This is a genomic window from Rhizobium sp. 01N48, assembly GCF_056399145.1.
The window spans coordinates 472,476-490,293 of sequence record NZ_JBFTQT010000001.1 but is presented as its reverse complement, the minus strand read 5'-3'; the positions used below and the strand labels follow the sequence as shown (position 1 = coordinate 490,293).

Genomic DNA, 17,818 nt, shown 5'->3' with positions numbered 1-17,818 from the left:
GGCGGCTTATTGGCCGCCGATCTCGCCCGCGATCAGCTTTCCAAGCCGCGCGATACCTTCCTCGATCTTCTCCTCGTTGCTCGACGAGAAGCTCATGCGCAAGGTGTTATCGCCCGAACCATCGGCAAAGAAGGCGCGGCCCGGCACGAAGGCGACCTTGACGGTCTCGATCGATTTCGCCAGCAGCTTGGCGCCGTCCATGCCCTTCGGCAACGTCACCCAGACGAACATGCCGCCCTCCGGCTTCGTCCAGCTCACGCCCTCCGGCATGTGCTTTTCGAGTGCCGACAGCATCGCGTCGCGACGCTTGCTGTAGGCCGCCTTGATCTTGGCGACCTGGGCGTCGAAACCCTTGCGTGCGACCTCGGCGATGGCGATCTGGTTGATCGTCGAGGAATGCAGATCGGCCGCCTGCTTCATCAGCACCAGCTTGCGGATGACAGGCGCGTTGGCGACGATGAAGCCGACGCGCAGGCCGGGCGCCAGCGTCTTGGAGAACGATCCGCAATAGATCGTCCTGGTCTTGTCGATATCGCCCTTCTCGGCGATCTCCAGCGACAGGATCGGCGCGACCGCCTCGCCGTCATAGCGCAGCGACTGATAGGCCGCGTCCTCGATGATGGCGATGTCCATCTCGTCGGCGAGCTTGATCAGCTTCTTGCGGCCCTCAAGGTCGACGGTCTCGCCGGTCGGATTGGAGAAGTCGGCGGAGAGATAGGCGAACTTCACCTTGCCACCGGCTTCCTTGGCCTGCGCCTGGTAGGACGCCGGCGTGCGGTTGCCGTTGGGCGTCAGCTGGTCGTAGGCGGGCTCATAGGCGTTGAATGCCTGCAGCGCGCCGAGATAGGTCGGCCACGTCACCAGCGCCGTGTCGTTGGGCGACAGGAACAGCTTGCCGAGATAATCGAGCCCCTGCTGCGAGCCGGAAACGATGAAGACGTTGTCGAGGCCGCAGGCAATGCCGAGCTTGCCCATCTCGCCCACCAGCCATTCACGCAGCGGCTTGTAACCTTCGCTCACCGAATACTGCAGGGCCGAATTGACCGCAGTGCTGTCGAAGATATCAGAATAGGCCTGCTTGAACTCCTTGTCCGGAAACAGCGCCGGATCGGGAATTCCGCCTGCGAACGAAATGATGTCGGGCTGGTCGAGAAGCTTCAGAAGCTCGCGAATCTCCGAAGCGCGCATGCGCGACGAGCGGGTTGCAAAGATGTTTTCCCAATTCAGCATGGGGTTTCCTCGAAATTTTTTGTCTTTACTGGACAAGACCACGCAATAAATGATAAGTCAACATTGCTGACCTATTTGTTTGCTACCGTGACAATTTTCGGGTCTTTTAATGCGAAAGCCGGCGAAATCGGCCTTTGCAAAGCACACGCTGCGGCAGTAGTGTCGCCGCCGAAATCAAACAGGCTATGAAGGTGCCCGGAAATGACCGCGTCGTCGAATACTCCCGAAATCAAGATCGAATTCCATACCTCGCCGGTCTCCGACGCGGACCGCACCAAGGCCCTCGAAACGCCAGGCTTCGGCAAGGTCTTCACCGATCACATGGTGCTGGCGAAATGGACCGCGGATAAGGGCTGGCACGATGCCAAGGTCACGCCGCGCCGCCCGCTGGAACTCGATCCGGCCAGCGCCGTCCTGCACTACGCCCAGGAAATCTTCGAGGGCATGAAGGCCTACAAGGCCGATGACGGCCGCATCCTCCTCTTCCGCCCGGAACAGAACGCCAGCCGCTTCAACCAGTCGGCAGAGCGCATGGCCATGCCGCCGGTGCCCGAAGACCTGTTCCTCAAGGCAGTCGAAGAGCTTGTCCGTATCGACAAGAACTGGATTCCCTCGGGCGACGGCAGCCTCTATCTGCGTCCCTTCATGTTCGCCAACGAGGCCTTCCTCGGCGTACGCCCGGCGCAGGAATATATCTTCTGCGTCATCGCCTCGCCTGTCGGCGCCTACTTCAAGGGCGGCGCCAAGGCCGTATCGCTCTGGGTCGAGACCGAATACACGCGCGCTGCCGCCGGCGGCACGGGTGCCGCCAAATGCGGCGGCAACTATGCAGCCAGCCTCGTCGCCCAAGCGCAGGCTGCCAAGAAGGAATGCGATCAGGTCGTGTTCCTCGATGCGGCCGAACATCGCTGGGTCGAAGAACTCGGCGGCATGAACGTCTTCTTCGTGATGAACGACGGCACCGTTGTCACCCCGCCGCTCGGCGGTACCATCCTGCCGGGCATCACCCGCGCCTCGGTCATCGTTCTCGCGGAAGAAAAAGGCCTCAAGGTCGAGCAGCGCCCCTACTCCTTCGCGGAGTGGCAGGCTGACGCGGCGAGCGGCAAGCTGGTCGAAGCCTTTGCCTGCGGCACCGCCGCCGTGCTCGCCGGCATCGGCCTCGTCCGCCACGCAGGCGGCGAGTTCAAGGTCGGCAACGGCGAGACCGGCAAGCTGACGACGGAACTGCGTAACGAACTGGTCGGCCTTCAGAAGGGCGTCACCAACGACCAGCGCGGCTGGACCCGCCGCATCATGGCGTAAGCCACCGGATAGATCCGATCACTACGAAAGGCCGGCAAGGTTTTCACCTCCGCCGGCCTTTTCATGTCGGGTAATCAGGACCGCAGAAGTGCCGCGATCTGCGCCTGGCTCGGGATCTGCCCCTGCGGCGTCAGCTTGTCGACGACACCAGGCAGAACCTTGGAAAGCTGGGCCAAAAGCTCCTGCTCGCTGATCCCCGCCTGGCGCGCCAGATCGCTGATCGTCTGCGAGCCGAGCGCGCTTTCCAGATTGCCGGGCGCGATCGGCTGGTTCTGTCCAGGCTTCACCCAGGAATCGGCAACCGACCCCTGCCCTGCCTCGGCGAGCTTGCCGAGCAATCCGCCCAAACCGCCGAGACCACCCAGGCTGCCCGCCAGTCCTCCGAGATTGCCCAGCAGCCCGCCATCGTCTGCGCCGGCATTGGCTTGCTGGTTCGGCTGTTGTGGCTGTTCCGGCTCGCTCTTGCCACCGGCGCCAAGCAGCTTGCCGACGAGAAGCGCGCCAAGCGCGATCATGATCGGCTTCGAGATGTTCCCACCGGGAACGGCATCATCAAACAATCCCATGTCATTCTCCTTCGGTGTTGTTTTGAAACGAAGAGCAAAAACACAACATGAGGCCCGACCGAGCCTTGAATTCCGCCATGACAACTTTAGCTGATGCTGAAAGATGGTCGGATTGTCCGCCCATTCAAGGAGGGGAAGACAAGATGTCCGTCATCGGGTGGATTATTCTCGGGCTGATCGCCGGCTTCATCGGCAGCAAGATCGTCAACAAGACCGGTTCCGGCATGCTGATGGACATCGTGCTGGGGATCGTCGGCGCCATCGTCGGCGGCGTCATCTTCACCTTCTTCGGCGCCTCCGGCGTCACCGGCTTCAACATCTACAGCCTCGTCGTCGCCGTCATCGGCGCGGTCGTCGTGCTATGGCTGTATCATGCGGTGAGTGGCCGGCGTTCGGTGTGACGGGCCTGCGACATCAGGCGTCGCCGCCCTCACACCCTCATTCCTGTGCTTGTCACAGGAATCCAGCCAACCCAAGTCCTTGGGTTGAAAAGACTCTTTCGCATCGCAGACGCGATGTTGCTGGATCCCGGCACAAGGCCGGGATGAGGTGAAGTGTGGAGAGTGCCGCGGCAAGAACCCCAACAAAAGTAAAAGGCCGGCGCTTTCGCACCGGCCTCCATATCTGCGATAGCAGAAGAGATTAGTTGACAGCCTTGTCGACCAGCTTGTTCTTGCCGATCCAAGGCATCATGCCGCGCAGCTTGGCGCCGACTTCTTCGATCGGATGCTCGTCGTTGACGCGGCGGATACCCTTGAAGCGGGCAGCGCCGGCACGGTATTCCTGCATCCAGTCCGAGGTGAACTTGCCGGTCTGGATGTCCTTGAGGACACGCTTCATCTCGGCCTTGGTTTCTTCGGTGATGATGCGCGGACCGGTGACGTATTCGCCCCACTCTGCCGTGTTCGAGATCGAGTAGTTCATGTTGGCGATACCGCCTTCATAGATCAGGTCGACGATGAGCTTCACTTCGTGCAGGCACTCGAAGTAGGCCATTTCAGGCGCGTAGCCAGCTTCCGTCAGCGTTTCGAAGCCGGCGCGGATCAGTTCGACGAGACCGCCGCACAGAACGACCTGTTCGCCGAAGAGGTCGGTTTCGCACTCTTCGCGGAAATTGGTTTCGATGATGCCCGAACGGCCGCCGCCGACGCCGCAGGCGTAGGAGAGAGCGAGTTCAAGAGCGTTGCCCGAAGCATTCTGATGAACGGCAACGAGGCAGGGAACGCCGCCGCCCTTCTGGTATTCGCCGCGAACCGTGTGGCCCGGGCCCTTCGGTGCGATCATGACGACGTCGAGCGAAGCCTTCGGCTCGATCAGGCCGAAGTGAACGTTGAGGCCGTGTGCGAATGCGATGGCGGCGCCGTCGCGGATGTTGCCGGCAATGTCGGCCTTGTAGATGTCGGCCTGCAGTTCGTCAGGCGTCGCCATCATGATCAGGTCGCCCCACTTGGCGGCGTCGGCAACGGTCATGACCTTGAAGCCGTCGGCTTCGGCCTTCTTGATGGTCGGCGAACCGGCCTTCAGCGCGATGGCGACGTTGGCAGCACCGCTGTCCTTCAGGTTCAGCGCGTGGGCGCGACCCTGGGAGCCGTAGCCGACGATGACGACGTTCTTGGACTTGATGAGGTTGAGGTCTGCATCACGATCGTAATAGACGCGCATTTGAATTGTCCTTCCCTTTGCTTGTCTTGTAGACTGTCAGTATTCGGTAAAACTTGGTCGTCAGACGACGGCCGGCATGTCGGCCAGCGCCTTCTCCGTCCCGTAGAGCCGGAGGAAGGCGGTCACCGCCTTTTCCGCCTGGCGCGCGGTATCCGTAACGCCCGTGGTATCCCCGAGCAGCATGCGCACATGCAGGTCGGAAACGATCAGGCCGTAGAGTGTGTGATAGGCTTCGTCGGCATCGTTGAAGCGCAGCAGCCCTGCCCGCTTGCCGGAATCGATGAGGCCCATGGCGCGGCGGTCGATCTGCCGGCGGCCGCGCTCGAGCAAGAGCTTGCCGAGCTTCGAGCCGTCGCGCGGCGACTGGCCGATCGCCAGCCGGTTCAGCGCCAGCGACACGTCACCGGCCAGAACCTCGAGCAGATCACGCGAGAAAATAACGAGATGGTCGTGCAGGCTGGCCGATGTCAGCCGCTCGCCGTTGCGCTCGAAGGTGCGCACCTTGCTCGCCTGATAGGCGATCATCGCAGACAGCAGGCCGTCGCGGTCACCAAACCACTTGTAGAGGCTTTCCTTGGAGCAGTTGGCCGCGCGCGCGACGCCCGATGTCGTCAGCGCCTTTTCGCCGCCATCGACGAGCAACCGCAGCGCCTGCTCCAGAACGGCGTTCTGGCGCGGCGAAAATTCGCTGGGCTCCAAGTTTTCGACAGACACGACATTCGCTCCCAATAAGTACCGTACGGTACGGTTCTTGAGCGCTTATCGCCTAGAAGCACCCACTCGTCAAGAGCCAGCAAAAGGCAGAAGCATAAATTTTCGGCGTGCCGCGCTTGTTTATTCGGCAGCGTTCAGCACGGCATCCACATCACGCGCCGGCGACAGCCCGTATAGACGGCTATATTCGCGGCTGAACTGTGACGGGCTCTGGTATCCGACACGGTGCCCGGCGGTGCCGGCATCCAGCCGCTCGATCAGCATAAGCCGCCGTGCTTCATGAAGCCGGATCTGCTTCTGATACTGCACCGGCGTCATCGCCGTGATCGACTTGAAATGATGATGGAACGACGAGACGCTCATGTTGACGTGCTCGGCCAGCTCTTCAATGCGCAGTGTCCGCGCGAAATTTTCGCGCAGCCAGGCGATCGCCCGGGCGATCCGGTTGCCTTGCCTGTCGGCGATCGCGATATCGATCACTTGGTCGCCCGCCGGTCCCGTCAGGATGCGATAGAGGATTTCCTGCTCGATCAGCGGCGCCATCGCCGCGATATCCGCTGGACTATCAAGCAAGCGCAGAAGCCTGACCGCCGCATCCAGCAGCTCCGGCGTCGCCACGTTGACGACAATGCCGCGCTGGCCCGATGGCGGTGCCGCGCTGCGCTGTATGGTCGAACGGCTGAGCAGATGAAGCAGCTTTTCGCTGTTGATCGCAAGCGTGATGCAAAGATGCGGAACCTCGGCGCTCGCCTCCACCACCCGCCATGCGACCGGCAGGTCGACCGACGTAAGCAGATAGTCACCTGCCCCGTAATTGATGGTATCGGTGCCGAGCTGCAGGCTTTTCGCCCCCTGGATTACCATGGCGAAACAGGGTCGGTAGCTGCCATGGCAAGGCGCGCTGGGCGTCGTGCGGCGGCTGATCCCCAGCCCCTCGATCCCCGTCTGCACTTCTCCGTCGCCAAGCGCGAAGCGTCCCGCGATCGAAGCGATCTCCTGGTAGCGGTTAAACAGCAAGGTCATCAGTCGCACTTTCCGGTGAAAACGGCTTGCCTGCCGTTTGGACTGCTTATCTAGGATGGATTTGCATGACCGCAAATACCGCCCCAGTCACTTTTACAGGTCTCCAGCACTTTTGCAGGATCGTGCAAGAACACGAGAGGATCGCTCTAACGCTGCGTGCCCTTGCTGGCGCATAAGGGCACCATCCCTTTCCACCCCGCCAAAGAAGGATACTTCCCATGCCAATCGCAAGAGGCTACGCCGCTACCGATGCATCCAAGCCGCTGACGCCGTTCACCTTCGAACGTCGGGACCCGAACGCGGATGACGTCGTCATCGACATCAAGTACGCCGGCATCTGCCACTCCGACATTCACACCGTTCGCAACGAATGGAAGAATGCCGTCTACCCGATCGTACCGGGCCACGAAATCGCCGGCGTCGTTTCGGCCGTCGGCGCCAACGTCACCAAGTTCAAGGTCGGCGATCACGTCGGCGTTGGCTGCTTCGTCGACAGCTGCGTCGGCTGCGCAACCCGCGACCTCGACAACGAGCAGTACATGCCGGGCCTCGTCGGCACCTACAACAGCGTCGATCGCGACGGCAAGACGGCAACGCAGGGCGGCTACTCCGACTCGATCGTCGTCAGGGAAGACTACGTGCTGTCGATCCCCGGCAACCTGCCGCTCGACGCCTCCGCGCCGCTTCTGTGCGCCGGCATCACCCTCTACTCGCCGCTGAAGCACTGGAATGCCGGCCCCGGCAAGAAGGTCGCCATCGTCGGCATGGGTGGCCTCGGCCACATGGGCGTCAAGATCGGCTCCGCGATGGGTGCCGATATCACCGTCCTCTCGCAGTCGCTGTCGAAGAAGGAAGACGGCCTGAAGCTCGGCGCCAAGGAATACTACGCAACGTCTGATGCTTCGACCTTCGAAAAGCTCGCAGGCACCTTCGACCTGATCCTGTGCACCGTTTCCGCCGAGATCGACTGGAACGCCTACCTGAACCTGCTGAAGGTCAACGGCACGATGGTCCTGCTCGGTGTTCCGGAAAATGCCGTCCCGGTCCACGCCTTCTCGATCATCCCGGCCCGCCGCACGCTGGCCGGCTCGATGATCGGCTCGATCAAGGAAACCCAGGAAATGCTGGATTTCTGCGGCGAGCACAACATCGTCTCGGAAATCGAGAAGATCAACATCCAGGACGTCAACGAAGCCTACGAACGCGTGCTGAAGAGCGACGTTCGCTACCGCTTCGTCATCGACATCGCCTCGCTGGCAGCCTGATCGAACGAATAGCGGGTTCGCCCGCCCCATCAGTCGAAAACCGAAGCCCCCGTCATCCGGCGGGGGCTTTTTTTCGTGGCCGCTACAGGAAACAGAAAAGCCCCCGGTTCGCACCGGAGGCTTTGGAATGGTCGTCGCAAATCTTCGGGCGAGACTTACTTCTCGTCCGCAATGGTCTCGCGCTGCGTGATCAGGCGGGCGCTGTGCTGGCCGCTGAGGAAGATCCACAGCCAGCTCCAGGCGACCGAAAAGCGCGAACGCGTGCCGATCAGGAAGTAGATATGGGCGATGCCCCAGATCCACCAGGCGAGACCGCCCTTGAGCTTGATCTTTCCGAAATCGGCGATCGCCGCACTCCGGCCGATCGTCGCCAGGCTTCCCTGGTGCCTGTATTTGAAGGCCGGCGGCGTCTTGCCCTTCATCCGTGCGTGGATGACCTTGGCGACGAAGGCGCCCTGCTGCTTGGCGGCGGGTGCGACGCCCGGCACCGGCGCGCCGCTCTCCTGCGTCACCGAAGCGGTATCGCCGATGACGAAGACCTCGGGCAGGCCCGGCGCCGTCAGATCCTTCTCGACGATCGCGCGGCCGGCGCGGTCGGCCGGGATGCCCAACCACTTCGCGGCAGGCGATGCCTGAACGCCGGCCGCCCAGCTGATCGTCCGGCTCGGGATGAACTCCTCGCCGATCTGCACACCCTCGGCCGTGCACTCGGTAACCGGCTTTCCAAGCCGAACCTCGACGCCAAGATCGTTGAGCGCCTTCAAGGCATATTCGGACAGTTCCGGCACGAAGGTCGGCAAGACCCGCGGTCCGGCCTCCACGAGGATGACCTTGGCCTTGCGCGTGTCGATATTGCGGAACTCCTTCGGCAGCGTCTTATGGGCGAGTTCGGCGATGATGCCGGCAAGCTCCACGCCGGTCGGGCCGGCACCGATGATGATGAAGGTCAGAAGCGCGTCGCGCTCGGCCTGATCAAGTGCCGTCTCCGCCTTTTCGAAGGCCAGGAGCACACGGCGCCGGATCGTCGTCGCGTCCTCGAGCGTCTTCAGGCCCTGCGCCACCGGCGCCCAGTCGTCGCGACCGAAATATGCATGGGTCGCGCCCGTGGCAAGCACCAGCGTATCGTATTTCAGGACGTTGCCATCGCGCAGCGTGACCGACTTCGTGCCGGTATCGACGCCCGAGACATCGCCGAGCAGCGTCGTCACTTCGGGGCGGTCGCTATAGAGATGGCGGATCGGCCAGGCGATCTCGGAGGTCGACAAAATCGTTGTGGCGACTTGGTATAGCAGGGGCTGGAACAGATGGTGATTGCGCCGATCGACAAGCGTAATGCGGACACCAGCGCCTTTAAGGTCGTTTACGAGTTGCAGCCCTCCAAAGCCCCCTCCAACAACGACGACGTGATGATCGGCCATAATCTACCCTTTTGGTAATTTGCATAAGAATTGACCAATGTCATCTTCCCTAGCCCCGTTTCAACCACCGTTTCAGCATAGCTAACCTGCGTTGACGGGACTGCGACCAATCAGCGCGCGGGCTGGCGCGACGACATGCACGATCCCAAATGCGGCATTTACCCATACAAAAGAACAGGATCGGCTGGCAATTCCGCCCGTTATTTGCATGATGCGCCCTAAAGCGGGCGACCGCCAGAAGAACGCTCGTCGCAAAGACGCAGCAGCAGAAGGAGGAGCATCGAATGCGGACAATCGGCCTGATCGGTGGCATGAGCTTTGAAAGCTCCGCCGTCTACTATCGCCTGATCAATGAGATGGTTCGCGATCGCCTGGGCGGCTTCGCTTCGGCCGAACTGTTGATGCATTCCGTAAATTTCGACGAGATCGTCGCGATGCAGAAAGCCGGCGATTGGGATGCCGCCGGCAAACGGCTCGGCGACGTCGCGGCACGCCTGCAATCGGCCGGCGCCGGCTGCGTCCTGATCTGCACCAACACCATGCACCTCGTCGCCGGCCCTGTCGCCGAGCGCATCACCGTCCCGCTGATCCACATCATCGATGAGACCGCGGCAGCGCTGAAGGCCGCCGGATGCCGTCGCCCGCTGCTGCTCGCCACGCGTTACACTATGGAGCACGGCTTCTATACCGACCGCGTGAAAAGCCTCGGGCTCGACATCATGGTGCCGGATCAGGAAGACCGCACCACTGTTCACGACATCATCTTCAACGAACTCTGCGCCGGTCAGATCCTAGATAGCTCACGCGAAAAGCTCTTCGAGATCATCGAGCGCGAACGCGCCAAGGGCGCCGACAGCATCATCCTCGGCTGCACCGAGATCTGCCTGATTCTCGATCCGGACAACCTGCCCCTGCCCGGCTTCGACACCACGAAGATCCACGCCAAAGCCGCCGTCGATTTTGCCCTGGGCGATCAAGCCACACGAAAGTCGGTCGCCTAGCCGCAACAATTTAGTTGACTCAGTCAATTAATTAAAGGACATGGTCTCCCAATAGGAGACCTGATCCATGTCTGATTCCGCCCTCATCGACGCCGCCCGCGACTTCAACCGCTTCTACACCAACTTCCTGGGGGTCCTGAACAAGGCCTATCTCGACACCCAGTTCACGCTGACCGACGCGCGCGTCCTCTTCGAAGTGGGCTCGCAGGAACGCGTCAGCGCCGTGGCTTTGGTCCGCGACCTGCACCTCGACCCTGCCTATCTCAGCCGTATCCTCAAGCGCTTCAAGGCCGAAGGCTTGATGGAGACGACGCCTGATCCCGACGACCGGCGCAGCCAGCTCATCTCTGTCACCGATCAGGGACGCGCGCATTTCCAGGAACTCGTCGACCGCTCCAATGCGCAAATCGCCGGGCGCTTCGAGAAGCTGGCATCAGGCGAACCGCAGAACGTCGTCGCGGCGATGAAGACGATCAGGTCCCTGCTCGACCCCGAAGCCACGCTGCCGCCCCTGGTCATCCGCCCTCATCGCCCCGGCGATATCGGCTGGATCGTGGAGAGCCAGGCGAAGTTCTACAGCGAGGAATATGGCTGGGACATGCGCTTCGAGGGGCTCGTTGCCGAAGTCGCGGGACGCTTCCTCACCAATTTCGATCCGGCCATGGAATACGCCTGGATCGCAGAGCGCGGCGGCGTCAACATCGGCTCCGTGCTGATGACCAACGGCGGCGACGGCGTTGCCAAGCTACGGCTCCTCTATATCGACAAATCGGCGCGCGGGCTTGGCCTTGGAAAGACATTGGTCGACGAGTGCATCCGCTTCGCGCGGGCCAAGGGATACCGGCAGATCTCGCTCTGGACCAACGATGTCCTGAGCGCCGCCCGCAACATCTACGTCAAGGCTGGCTTCCAGCTCGTATCCGAGGAGAAACACCGCATGTTCGGCCCCGAGCTCAACGGGCAGACCTGGGTTCTCGATCTTTAGACTAAATTGCGAAACCGCAAGTTTTCGGCTTGATTTGGAAACGATCATTTCCTAATAAACCGATCCATGACGACACACGCACTCATCGACACCAGCCGAGCGCGCGGACGCCCGCGTGAATTCGATATGGACGCAGCGCTTGGCAAGGCGCTCGACGTCTTTTCCGAGCGCGGCTATCACGCCGCCTCGATCAGCGACCTGACCGAGGCGATGCAGCTGACCTCAGGCAGCGTCTACAAGGCATTCAAGGACAAGCGCGGCATATTCCTCGCAGCCTTCGACCGCTATCGGCGCATTCGCCTCGCCCTGCTCGACGCACGCCTGAAAGACGTCGCCACGGGCCGCGAAAAGGTCCGCGAACTTCTGGTGTCCTATGCATCATCCTCCCATGGCGAGTGCGGTACGCGAGGATGCCTCGTGGTCGGCAGCGCCAACGAGCTCGCGATCTTCGACGACGAAGCCGCGCAACGTATCGCGGATGCCTTCGATGCCAATGAAACCCACCTGGTTGAACTCATCCGCCTCGGCCAGAGCGATGGCTCCATTTCCGCCACGCTCGATGTCGAAGCCACCGCGCGCACCCTGCTTTGCCTGACCGCAGGCATGCGCATCGTCGGCAAGACCGGCCGCACAGCGCCCGACATGGACGCCGTCGCCCGTGAGGCGATGAAGCTTCTGACCTGATCGTTTTCCCATGAGCGCGCAAAACCGCGCTCGTAACCACCTGTACTATCCGTTTGCCCCCGGAGCACCGCATGAGCCTTTCGTCCACCACGCCTGAGACCGTTGCCACGCCAACGATCTCGCCTTTGATGACATTCCTTTTCGCCGCCGCCTGCGGGCTCGTGGCCGCCAATCTCTATTACGGCCAGCCGCTCGCCGGCCCGATCAGCGCTTCGCTCGGCTTCAGCCCCGCCGCCACCGGCCTGATCGTCACGCTGACGCAGATCGGTTACGGCCTCGGCCTGCTTTTGATCGTCCCGCTGGGCGATCTCGTGGAAAACCGCAAGCTGGTGCTGATCCTCGTTGCCGCCTCGGCCGTGTCTCTCATCGGCGCCGCGCTGTCGACGGCGCCGACGATGTTCTTGACCGCCTCGCTCTGTATCGGCATGGGCTCGGTCGCCGTTCAGGTCCTCGTGCCCTTCGCCGCCAACATGGCGCCTGATGCCTCGCGCGGCCGCGTCGTCGGCAATGTCATGAGCGGCCTGCTCTGCGGCATCATGCTCGCCCGCCCGGTCGCAAGCTTCCTTGCGGAAGCAACCTCCTGGCACGACGTCTACTACGTCTCGGCCGTCGTCATGATCCTGCTCGCCGCCATCCTGCGCGTCCAGTTGCCGGTCCGCACCCCGCACACGCGGCTGAGCTACGGCGCGCTGCTCGCCTCCATGGCGCATCTCGCCTTGCATTCCCGCGTCCTGCAGCGGCGCGCGCTTTATCAGGCCGGCATGTTCGGCGCCTTCAGCCTGTTCTGGACGACGACGCCGCTTCTGCTCGCAAGCCCCGCCTTCGGCCTGACGCAGAACGGCATCGCGCTCTTCGCGCTTGCAGGTGCCGCCGGCGCCATCGCCTCGCCGATCGCCGGCCGCCTCGCCGATCGTGGCCTCACCAAGATCGCCTCGACCATCGCCATGCTCTGCGGCATCACTGCCTTCCTGATCAGCCACTTCGCGACCGACGGTTCAGCACTCGCACTGACGCTACTGACAGCGGCCGCGATCATTCTCGATTTCGGGGTGACGACCAATCTGGTGGTCGGCCAGAGGGCGATCTACGCGATCGGCCCGGAGCACCGCAGCCGCCTTAACGGCCTCTTCATGGCAACCTTCTTCGCCGGCGGTGCGCTCGGCTCTGCAATCGGCGGCTGGGCATTCGCCACCGGCGGCTGGACGCTGGCCGCCTGGATCGGCCTCTGCTTCCCCAGCCTCGCCTTCCTGCTTTTCCTCACGGAAGGGCTGCGGAAACGCTGATCAGTATCGGGAACGGCGTGACGCTTCACTTCGTGCCACAAGGCACGCAAGCGTCACACACCTGATGCGTCGAACTTGACCCGGGCGGAGCGAACGGCCTCATGGTTGTTCTCCGCCCAGTTCAACAGCAGCGCCAGCGTCTGATAGAGCGAGGTTCCGAGGTCCGTCATCCGGTACTCGACGCTCGGCGGCTTGGTCGGAAACACCTCACGCTCGATATAGCCGTCGCGCTGCAGGTCGCGCAGCGTCTGCGTCAGCATGCGCTGTGAAATATCCGGGATCATCCGGCGAAGTTCGCCAAAGCGATAAGGCCGCTGCGACAGTGCCTCCAGCATCAGCGTTGCCCACTTGCCGCCGATCTGCTGCATCATGTCCCGCACCGGGCAATTGTTGAAATCGAGCTTGGAGAGATCGACCTCGTTCCGCACGCGCGGCTCGGCCCTGCTCTTCAGGTTGACGACGGTGCCGGCCATTCTGCTGGTTCCCTTTTGGTAACTTACGGCGCAAAAACTGCCTCCTTTACAGCTGCCGGTCAATCCCTATTTTAGCCCTAGTCTCTTTTCGAGACCAGCAATCGAACCTAGAGGTTTACAGACATGAGCGAAACGATCCTCATCACCGGTGCCGCCGGACAGCTCGGCCAGCGCGTCATCCATCATCTGCTTGAGACCTACAAGGTTCCCGCGTCCAACCTGATCGCCGCCAGCCGCGACACCTCCAAGCTGGCCGACCTTGCCGCCAAGGGCGTCCAGACCCGCAAGGCCGATTTCGACGACGCCGCCTCGCTGGAAGCAGCCTTCAAGGGCGTCGACCGCGTGCTCATCATCAGCACCGACGCGCTCGCCGTTCCCGGCCAGCGCCTGAAGCAGCACACGACAGCCGTCGCCGCTGCCGTCAAGGCCGGCGTCAAGCACATCGCCTACACCTCGATGCCTTCACCCGACAAATCGCTCGTGACCTTCGCGCCCGATCACCTCGGCACCGAAAACGCCGTAAAGGCAAGCGGCCTGCCCTACACGATCATCCGCAACGCCTGGTATCTCGACAACTACATGCACTCCATGCCGCACAATCTTCAGGGCGGCAGCTGGTACACGGCATCGGGCGACGGCAAGGTTCCGAACATTTCGCGCGACGATTGCGCCCTTGCAGCCGCCGCGGCGCTCGCATCGGGCACCAAGGACAGCGCCACCTACACGCTGACGGGCGCACAGTCGCTTTCCGCCGATGAGATCGCCGCCGCCATCTCGCAAGCCGCCGGCAAGCCGCTTGCGGCCGTGAAGGTGACCGACGACCAGCTGCGCCAGGGCCTGCTCGGCGCCGGTCTTCCCGACTTTGTCGCTGACATGCTGGTTTCGGCCGACGCCAATGTCCGCGCCGGCAATTTCGATCACGTGACCGAGGACTTCACCAAACTGACCGGCAAGCAGCCGCAGTCGCTGAAGGACTACTTCGTGGCCAACAAGGCAGCGCTCGTCGCCTGACAACGCGTTCCCTGAAGCCACAACCCGCTCCGCACCACCGGGGCGGGTTTTTGTTTGACCAAACTGGATTTAGATCTTCTGGCCGCAGGCGCGGCAGAAGCGGCGAACGGTCTCGGCCATGCCGAACTCCAGCGCATCCGCCGTCAGCCCGTGGCCGATCGAGACCTCCGCGAGCTTCGGGATGCGCTTCACCAGCGGCGGCATATTGGCGACGGTAAGGTCATGGCCGGCATTGACGCCGAGCCCGATCGCCAGCGCGGCATCGGCCGTCTTGCCGAGCGCATCGAGGATCGGCCCGACACGCTCCGGCGCGTCGTAACAGCCGCCGTAGGGGCCGGTGTAGAGCTCGATCCGATCGGCGCCGACAGCCTTGGCTATGGCCACCGCCTCCTCGTCCCCGTCCCCATCGGCAAACAGCGATACGCGGGTGCCCATCTTCTTCAGCCGCGCGATCACATCCGTCAGCAAAGCGCGATCCCTGCGGAAGTCCCAGCCGTGATCGGACGTCGCCTGCGAAGGATGATCCGGCACCAGCGTCACCTGCTCCGGCGCAGCCTTGGCGCAGAGCTCAAGGAACTCGTCCGTCGGATAGCCCTCGATGTTGAACTCGGCTTCCGGAAATTCATCGTCGATCAGGTTGCGAATAACAGGCAGATCGGAAAACCGGATGTGCCGCTCGTCTGGGCGCGGATGCACCGTCAGTCCGCTCGCGCCCGATTTGAGCGCAATGCGCCCCAGCGCCTCGACGCTCGGCCACGGCAGGTCGCGGCGATTGCGCAGCATGGCGATGGCGTTGAGATTGACGGAAAGCGTGGTGGGCATGGCGAGTTTCCATTCAATGAAAGAAGCTGCCTCGCTTTTAAGCCAAGGACGCCGTCGCGGCCAACGAGATTCGTGCATGATTGCATGTGAATTTCTGATTGATGGCTCGCCGCCGCCACATCGCAGCAAGCAAAGTAACGCCAACGGCAAGACGTATCAGAAAAACGATTAAGCATCCGGGACAGAAACGCGCCGGACGATTCGTTCAGAAGTTGCAGTGCAGTCGCATGTACATTCGACTATAATTTACAAGTGACTATTTTTAAGGATAACAAATCAGTCGTTTAACGCATAGTCTGATCGCAATGGATCACCAGATCGAGGATCCGTTGCTTTGCATGCCGACCGGGAATGCATCGTCAAAACCGCTCGACCGCGCCCGTATCCGTGTCATGCGCGCACTTGATCATGCGTAGAACAGGAGGGCTCATGTCCGAACGACATAAGCAGGCTGCCAGACCAAACGCTCCGCCCCAGGCGCCTCCCGATTTCAGGTTTCTGCCGCGCGTCGCGCGCCCGGCAAGCCTGCCCGGCGGCAAGGTCGCGATTGCCGACATGGCCAACGCCTTCGGCGTCACCCACCGAACCCTGCATTTCTACGAGGAGAAAGGGCTAATCGCTTCGAGCCGCATCGGGCTGATGCGCGTTTACGAACACGCCGACATCAGGCGCATGGCCGTCATCAACGTCTGCCGCGAAGCGGGCATGCCGGTGGCCGTCATCCAGGAACTGATGGTCGATCTCTGCAGATCCACCACCCAGCAGGACGCCGACGCCGTCTTCGCCGCAGCACTTGCCTCGCGAAAGCGCGAACTGACGGCCGAAATGTCGACGCTGCACCGCCAGCTTCAGCAGGTGACCGAACTGCTCGAAAACACCGCCCCCGGCGACGAGCCGCCGCTCAACGACAACCAGCATGAACGCTCGCTGACCGAACAGGAATATCGCTGCCTCGTGCTGATGACCGAGGGACTATCGACCCAACGCATCGCCCGCACGCTCGATCTCAAGGAGGACGACGCGAAATCGATCGAGGCCGCGATTATCAAAAAGCTCGACACCAACAACCGTTTCCAGGCGATCGCCAAGGCGGTCCTGCTCGGCATCGTGCAAATCTGAAGCATGTCGCACAAAACTGTGCAGCGGTTTTGCGGCACCGACATGCGACGCGCTTAAAAAACCTCAGCGGACGATCGTCAGCGTTTCCGCCGCGCGCGTGATCGCGGTGTAGAGCCAGCGCTCCCTCGTATCGCGAAACGCCCAGCTTTCATCGAACAGCACGACATTGTTCCACTGCGAACCCTGCGCCTTGTGCACGGTCAGCGCATAGCCGAAGTCGAACTCGTCGTAGCGCTTGCGGGTGTTCCAGGGAATTTCTTCCTCGACATTTTCGAACACCTGTTTCAGGAGCTTGATCTTCGCCGCCCCGCGATCGATATCGTCATCCTCGGGACGGATCAGAAGGTTGATCCCCGGCTTCGTCGTCTCCTTCGACGATGTCATCACCTGCCAGAGCGAGCCGTTGAGCAGCCCCTTGGCGGGATCGTTGCGCAGGCAGACCAGCTTGTCGCCCGTCTGCGGATAATCGGCGGTGAAACCCTTCAACTCGCGCAGCCGCTGATTATAGCGCCGCCGCGTGCGGTTGGTGCCGACGAGCACCTGATCGGCATCGAGCACCAGCGACTGGTTGACCTCGTTCTTCGAGATCACCTGCGCCGCGCCGTAATCGCCATACATGATCTCCTTGCCCTCGCGCACCTGCATGGCGAGCCCGATGATCGGGTTGTCGCGCGCCTGCCGGTGAATATCGGTCAGGAGATAGTCGGGTTCCTGGTTGGTGAAGAAACCGCCGCCGGAGACGGGCGGCAACTGGCCGGGATCGCCGAGAACAAGGATCGGCGTGCCGAAGCTCATTAGGTCCTTGCCCAGCGCCTCATCCACCATCGAGCATTCGTCGACGATGATCAGCGCCGCCTTGGCGACGGGGCTCTGGCGGTTGATGGTGAACATCGGCGCGATCGAGGTCTTGCCTGTCTCTTCGTCCTCGACGGCCTCTTCGCCGCGCGGCCGGTAGATCAGCGAATGCAGCGTGCGCGCATTGCTGGCGCCGCGCGTGCGCAACACTTGCGCCGCCTTGCCGGTGAACGCCGCAAACAGCACCTCGCCATCGACATGCTCGGCGAAATGCCGCGCGAGCGTCGTCTTTCCGGTGCCGGCATAGCCGAACAGGCGAAAAATCGGGGCCTTGCCCTCCTTCAGCCATTTGGCAACGGCTTTCAGGGCTTCGTCTTGTTGCGGAGCAAATTGCATGATCCATCGACTTGGCAGGATTCGTCAGCGATAGGCAACCGCAAAATGCCGCAAGGCGGCCGACCTTCC

Annotated in this window: 19 protein-coding genes; 10 read left to right on the top strand and 9 right to left on the bottom strand. The window is 62.1% G+C overall.

Features of this window, described 5'->3' with window-relative positions; translation table 11 throughout:
* Positions 1 to 6: 6 nt before the first annotated feature.
* Positions 7 to 1,230 carry an aminotransferase-like domain-containing protein gene (locus AC1DOG_RS02380; RefSeq protein WP_477926668.1) on the bottom strand — a complete coding sequence of 408 codons (1,224 nt, stop codon included), beginning with the start codon at positions 1,228 to 1,230 and terminating at the stop codon, positions 7 to 9.
* 201 nt (positions 1,231 to 1,431) lie between these two features.
* Between AC1DOG_RS02380 and AC1DOG_RS02375 the strand changes: the two genes are divergently transcribed.
* Positions 1,432 to 2,532, top strand: coding sequence for a branched-chain amino acid aminotransferase (locus AC1DOG_RS02375; RefSeq protein WP_477926667.1), 1,101 nt, complete (start codon positions 1,432 to 1,434; stop codon positions 2,530 to 2,532).
* A gap of 74 nt (positions 2,533 to 2,606) precedes the next feature.
* Here the strand turns inward: AC1DOG_RS02375 and AC1DOG_RS02370 are convergent, their stop codons facing one another.
* On the bottom strand, positions 2,607 to 3,098 hold the full coding sequence (locus AC1DOG_RS02370; protein ID WP_112982571.1) for a YidB family protein: 492 nt from the start codon (positions 3,096 to 3,098) through the stop codon (positions 2,607 to 2,609).
* Between the two features lie 143 nt (positions 3,099 to 3,241).
* Between AC1DOG_RS02370 and AC1DOG_RS02365 the strand changes: the two genes are divergently transcribed.
* The gene (locus AC1DOG_RS02365; protein ID WP_112425912.1) at positions 3,242 to 3,499 is read left to right on the top strand and encodes a GlsB/YeaQ/YmgE family stress response membrane protein; all 258 of its coding nucleotides are present in this window, start codon (positions 3,242 to 3,244) and stop codon (positions 3,497 to 3,499) included.
* A 241-nt stretch (positions 3,500 to 3,740) separates the two neighbouring features.
* On the opposite strand, the gene ilvC is transcribed toward AC1DOG_RS02365, so the two are convergent.
* The 3 genes from ilvC to AC1DOG_RS02350 form a co-directional block, all read right to left on the bottom strand.
* The gene (gene ilvC, locus AC1DOG_RS02360) at positions 3,741 to 4,760 is read right to left on the bottom strand and encodes a ketol-acid reductoisomerase (protein ID WP_018900336.1); all 1,020 of its coding nucleotides are present in this window, start codon (positions 4,758 to 4,760) and stop codon (positions 3,741 to 3,743) included.
* Between the two features lie 60 nt (positions 4,761 to 4,820).
* A complete protein-coding gene (locus AC1DOG_RS02355) occupies positions 4,821 to 5,489 on the bottom strand; it encodes a TetR/AcrR family transcriptional regulator C-terminal domain-containing protein (protein ID WP_183794365.1) in 669 nt (222 codons plus the stop codon).
* Between the two features lie 105 nt (positions 5,490 to 5,594).
* Positions 5,595 to 6,497: an AraC family transcriptional regulator gene (locus AC1DOG_RS02350; protein ID WP_477926666.1), complete on the bottom strand. Its 903-nt coding sequence runs from the start codon at positions 6,495 to 6,497 to the stop codon at positions 5,595 to 5,597.
* Positions 6,498 to 6,715: 218 nt separating this feature from the next.
* Here AC1DOG_RS02350 and AC1DOG_RS02345 point away from each other — a divergent pair, with 218 nt between their 5' ends.
* Positions 6,716 to 7,762, top strand: coding sequence for an NAD(P)-dependent alcohol dehydrogenase (locus AC1DOG_RS02345; RefSeq protein ID WP_289726736.1), 1,047 nt, complete (start codon positions 6,716 to 6,718; stop codon positions 7,760 to 7,762).
* A 155-nt stretch (positions 7,763 to 7,917) separates the two neighbouring features.
* Here AC1DOG_RS02345 and AC1DOG_RS02340 read toward each other — a convergent pair whose 3' ends face one another.
* Positions 7,918 to 9,180: an NAD(P)/FAD-dependent oxidoreductase gene (locus AC1DOG_RS02340; protein WP_477926665.1), complete on the bottom strand. Its 1,263-nt coding sequence runs from the start codon at positions 9,178 to 9,180 to the stop codon at positions 7,918 to 7,920.
* Between the two features lie 284 nt (positions 9,181 to 9,464).
* Here AC1DOG_RS02340 and AC1DOG_RS02335 point away from each other — a divergent pair, with 284 nt between their 5' ends.
* From AC1DOG_RS02335 to AC1DOG_RS02320, 4 genes are all read left to right on the top strand, one after another.
* Positions 9,465 to 10,181: an aspartate/glutamate racemase family protein gene (locus AC1DOG_RS02335; RefSeq protein WP_477926664.1), complete on the top strand. Its 717-nt coding sequence runs from the start codon at positions 9,465 to 9,467 to the stop codon at positions 10,179 to 10,181.
* 67 nt (positions 10,182 to 10,248) lie between these two features.
* Positions 10,249 to 11,166 carry a bifunctional helix-turn-helix transcriptional regulator/GNAT family N-acetyltransferase gene (locus AC1DOG_RS02330; RefSeq protein WP_477926663.1) on the top strand — a complete coding sequence of 306 codons (918 nt, stop codon included), beginning with the start codon at positions 10,249 to 10,251 and terminating at the stop codon, positions 11,164 to 11,166.
* A gap of 66 nt (positions 11,167 to 11,232) precedes the next feature.
* Positions 11,233 to 11,850, top strand: coding sequence for a TetR/AcrR family transcriptional regulator (locus AC1DOG_RS02325; protein WP_477926662.1), 618 nt, complete (start codon positions 11,233 to 11,235; stop codon positions 11,848 to 11,850).
* 71 nt (positions 11,851 to 11,921) lie between these two features.
* A complete protein-coding gene (locus tag AC1DOG_RS02320) occupies positions 11,922 to 13,133 on the top strand; it encodes an MFS transporter (RefSeq protein WP_477926661.1) in 1,212 nt (403 codons plus the stop codon).
* Positions 13,134 to 13,186: 53 nt separating this feature from the next.
* Here AC1DOG_RS02320 and AC1DOG_RS02315 read toward each other — a convergent pair whose 3' ends face one another.
* Positions 13,187 to 13,606 (bottom strand): winged helix-turn-helix transcriptional regulator, encoded by a 420-nt coding sequence (locus tag AC1DOG_RS02315; RefSeq protein ID WP_477926660.1) that lies wholly within the window; start codon positions 13,604 to 13,606, stop codon positions 13,187 to 13,189.
* 123 nt (positions 13,607 to 13,729) lie between these two features.
* On the opposite strand from AC1DOG_RS02315, the gene AC1DOG_RS02310 reads away from it, so the two are divergent.
* Positions 13,730 to 14,617, top strand: a complete 888-nt coding sequence (locus AC1DOG_RS02310; RefSeq protein WP_477926659.1) for an SDR family oxidoreductase — start codon at positions 13,730 to 13,732, stop codon at positions 14,615 to 14,617.
* Positions 14,618 to 14,686: 69 nt separating this feature from the next.
* Here the strand turns inward: AC1DOG_RS02310 and AC1DOG_RS02305 are convergent, their stop codons facing one another.
* Positions 14,687 to 15,439 (bottom strand): pyridoxine 5'-phosphate synthase, encoded by a 753-nt coding sequence (locus tag AC1DOG_RS02305; protein WP_477926658.1) that lies wholly within the window; start codon positions 15,437 to 15,439, stop codon positions 14,687 to 14,689.
* Here AC1DOG_RS02305 and AC1DOG_RS02300 point away from each other — a divergent pair.
* Together AC1DOG_RS02300 and AC1DOG_RS02295 are read left to right on the top strand one after the other, a co-directional pair.
* Complete coding sequence (locus tag AC1DOG_RS02300; protein WP_477926657.1) at positions 15,438 to 15,611, top strand: hypothetical protein; 174 nt, start codon at positions 15,438 to 15,440, stop codon at positions 15,609 to 15,611. The genes AC1DOG_RS02305 and AC1DOG_RS02300 overlap by 2 nt on opposite strands.
* Positions 15,612 to 15,868: 257 nt before the next feature.
* Positions 15,869 to 16,558 (top strand): MerR family transcriptional regulator, encoded by a 690-nt coding sequence (locus AC1DOG_RS02295; protein ID WP_477926656.1) that lies wholly within the window; start codon positions 15,869 to 15,871, stop codon positions 16,556 to 16,558.
* A 63-nt stretch (positions 16,559 to 16,621) separates the two neighbouring features.
* Here the strand turns inward: AC1DOG_RS02295 and AC1DOG_RS02290 are convergent, their stop codons facing one another.
* The gene (locus tag AC1DOG_RS02290) at positions 16,622 to 17,749 is read right to left on the bottom strand and encodes an ATP-dependent DNA helicase (RefSeq protein WP_112941776.1); all 1,128 of its coding nucleotides are present in this window, start codon (positions 17,747 to 17,749) and stop codon (positions 16,622 to 16,624) included.
* Positions 17,750 to 17,818: the final 69 nt, after the last annotated feature.

What these genes read in the sequence shown, in the direction of transcription:
- AC1DOG_RS02380 (WP_477926668.1), bottom strand. Translation starts at nt 1,230, where the DNA reads ATGCTGAATTGGGAAAACATCTTTGCAACCCGCTCGTCGCGCATGCGC.
- AC1DOG_RS02375 (WP_477926667.1), top strand. Translation starts at nt 1,432, where the DNA reads ATGACCGCGTCGTCGAATACTCCCGAAATCAAGATCGAATTCCATACC.
- AC1DOG_RS02370 (WP_112982571.1), bottom strand. Translation starts at nt 3,098, where the DNA reads ATGGGATTGTTTGATGATGCCGTTCCCGGTGGGAACATCTCGAAGCCG.
- AC1DOG_RS02365 (WP_112425912.1), top strand. Translation starts at nt 3,242, where the DNA reads ATGTCCGTCATCGGGTGGATTATTCTCGGGCTGATCGCCGGCTTCATC.
- ilvC (WP_018900336.1), bottom strand. Translation starts at nt 4,760, where the DNA reads ATGCGCGTCTATTACGATCGTGATGCAGACCTCAACCTCATCAAGTCC.
- AC1DOG_RS02350 (WP_477926666.1), bottom strand. Translation starts at nt 6,497, where the DNA reads ATGACCTTGCTGTTTAACCGCTACCAGGAGATCGCTTCGATCGCGGGA.
- AC1DOG_RS02345 (WP_289726736.1), top strand. Translation starts at nt 6,716, where the DNA reads ATGCCAATCGCAAGAGGCTACGCCGCTACCGATGCATCCAAGCCGCTG.
- AC1DOG_RS02340 (WP_477926665.1), bottom strand. Translation starts at nt 9,180, where the DNA reads ATGGCCGATCATCACGTCGTCGTTGTTGGAGGGGGCTTTGGAGGGCTG.
- AC1DOG_RS02335 (WP_477926664.1), top strand. Translation starts at nt 9,465, where the DNA reads ATGCGGACAATCGGCCTGATCGGTGGCATGAGCTTTGAAAGCTCCGCC.
- AC1DOG_RS02330 (WP_477926663.1), top strand. Translation starts at nt 10,249, where the DNA reads ATGTCTGATTCCGCCCTCATCGACGCCGCCCGCGACTTCAACCGCTTC.
- AC1DOG_RS02325 (WP_477926662.1), top strand. Translation starts at nt 11,233, where the DNA reads ATGACGACACACGCACTCATCGACACCAGCCGAGCGCGCGGACGCCCG.
- AC1DOG_RS02320 (WP_477926661.1), top strand. Translation starts at nt 11,922, where the DNA reads ATGAGCCTTTCGTCCACCACGCCTGAGACCGTTGCCACGCCAACGATC.
- AC1DOG_RS02315 (WP_477926660.1), bottom strand. Translation starts at nt 13,606, where the DNA reads ATGGCCGGCACCGTCGTCAACCTGAAGAGCAGGGCCGAGCCGCGCGTG.
- AC1DOG_RS02310 (WP_477926659.1), top strand. Translation starts at nt 13,730, where the DNA reads ATGAGCGAAACGATCCTCATCACCGGTGCCGCCGGACAGCTCGGCCAG.
- AC1DOG_RS02300 (WP_477926657.1), top strand. Translation starts at nt 15,438, where the DNA reads ATGGCGAGTTTCCATTCAATGAAAGAAGCTGCCTCGCTTTTAAGCCAA.
- AC1DOG_RS02305 (WP_477926658.1), bottom strand. Translation starts at nt 15,439, where the DNA reads ATGCCCACCACGCTTTCCGTCAATCTCAACGCCATCGCCATGCTGCGC.
- AC1DOG_RS02295 (WP_477926656.1), top strand. Translation starts at nt 15,869, where the DNA reads ATGTCCGAACGACATAAGCAGGCTGCCAGACCAAACGCTCCGCCCCAG.
- AC1DOG_RS02290 (WP_112941776.1), bottom strand. Translation starts at nt 17,749, where the DNA reads ATGCAATTTGCTCCGCAACAAGACGAAGCCCTGAAAGCCGTTGCCAAA.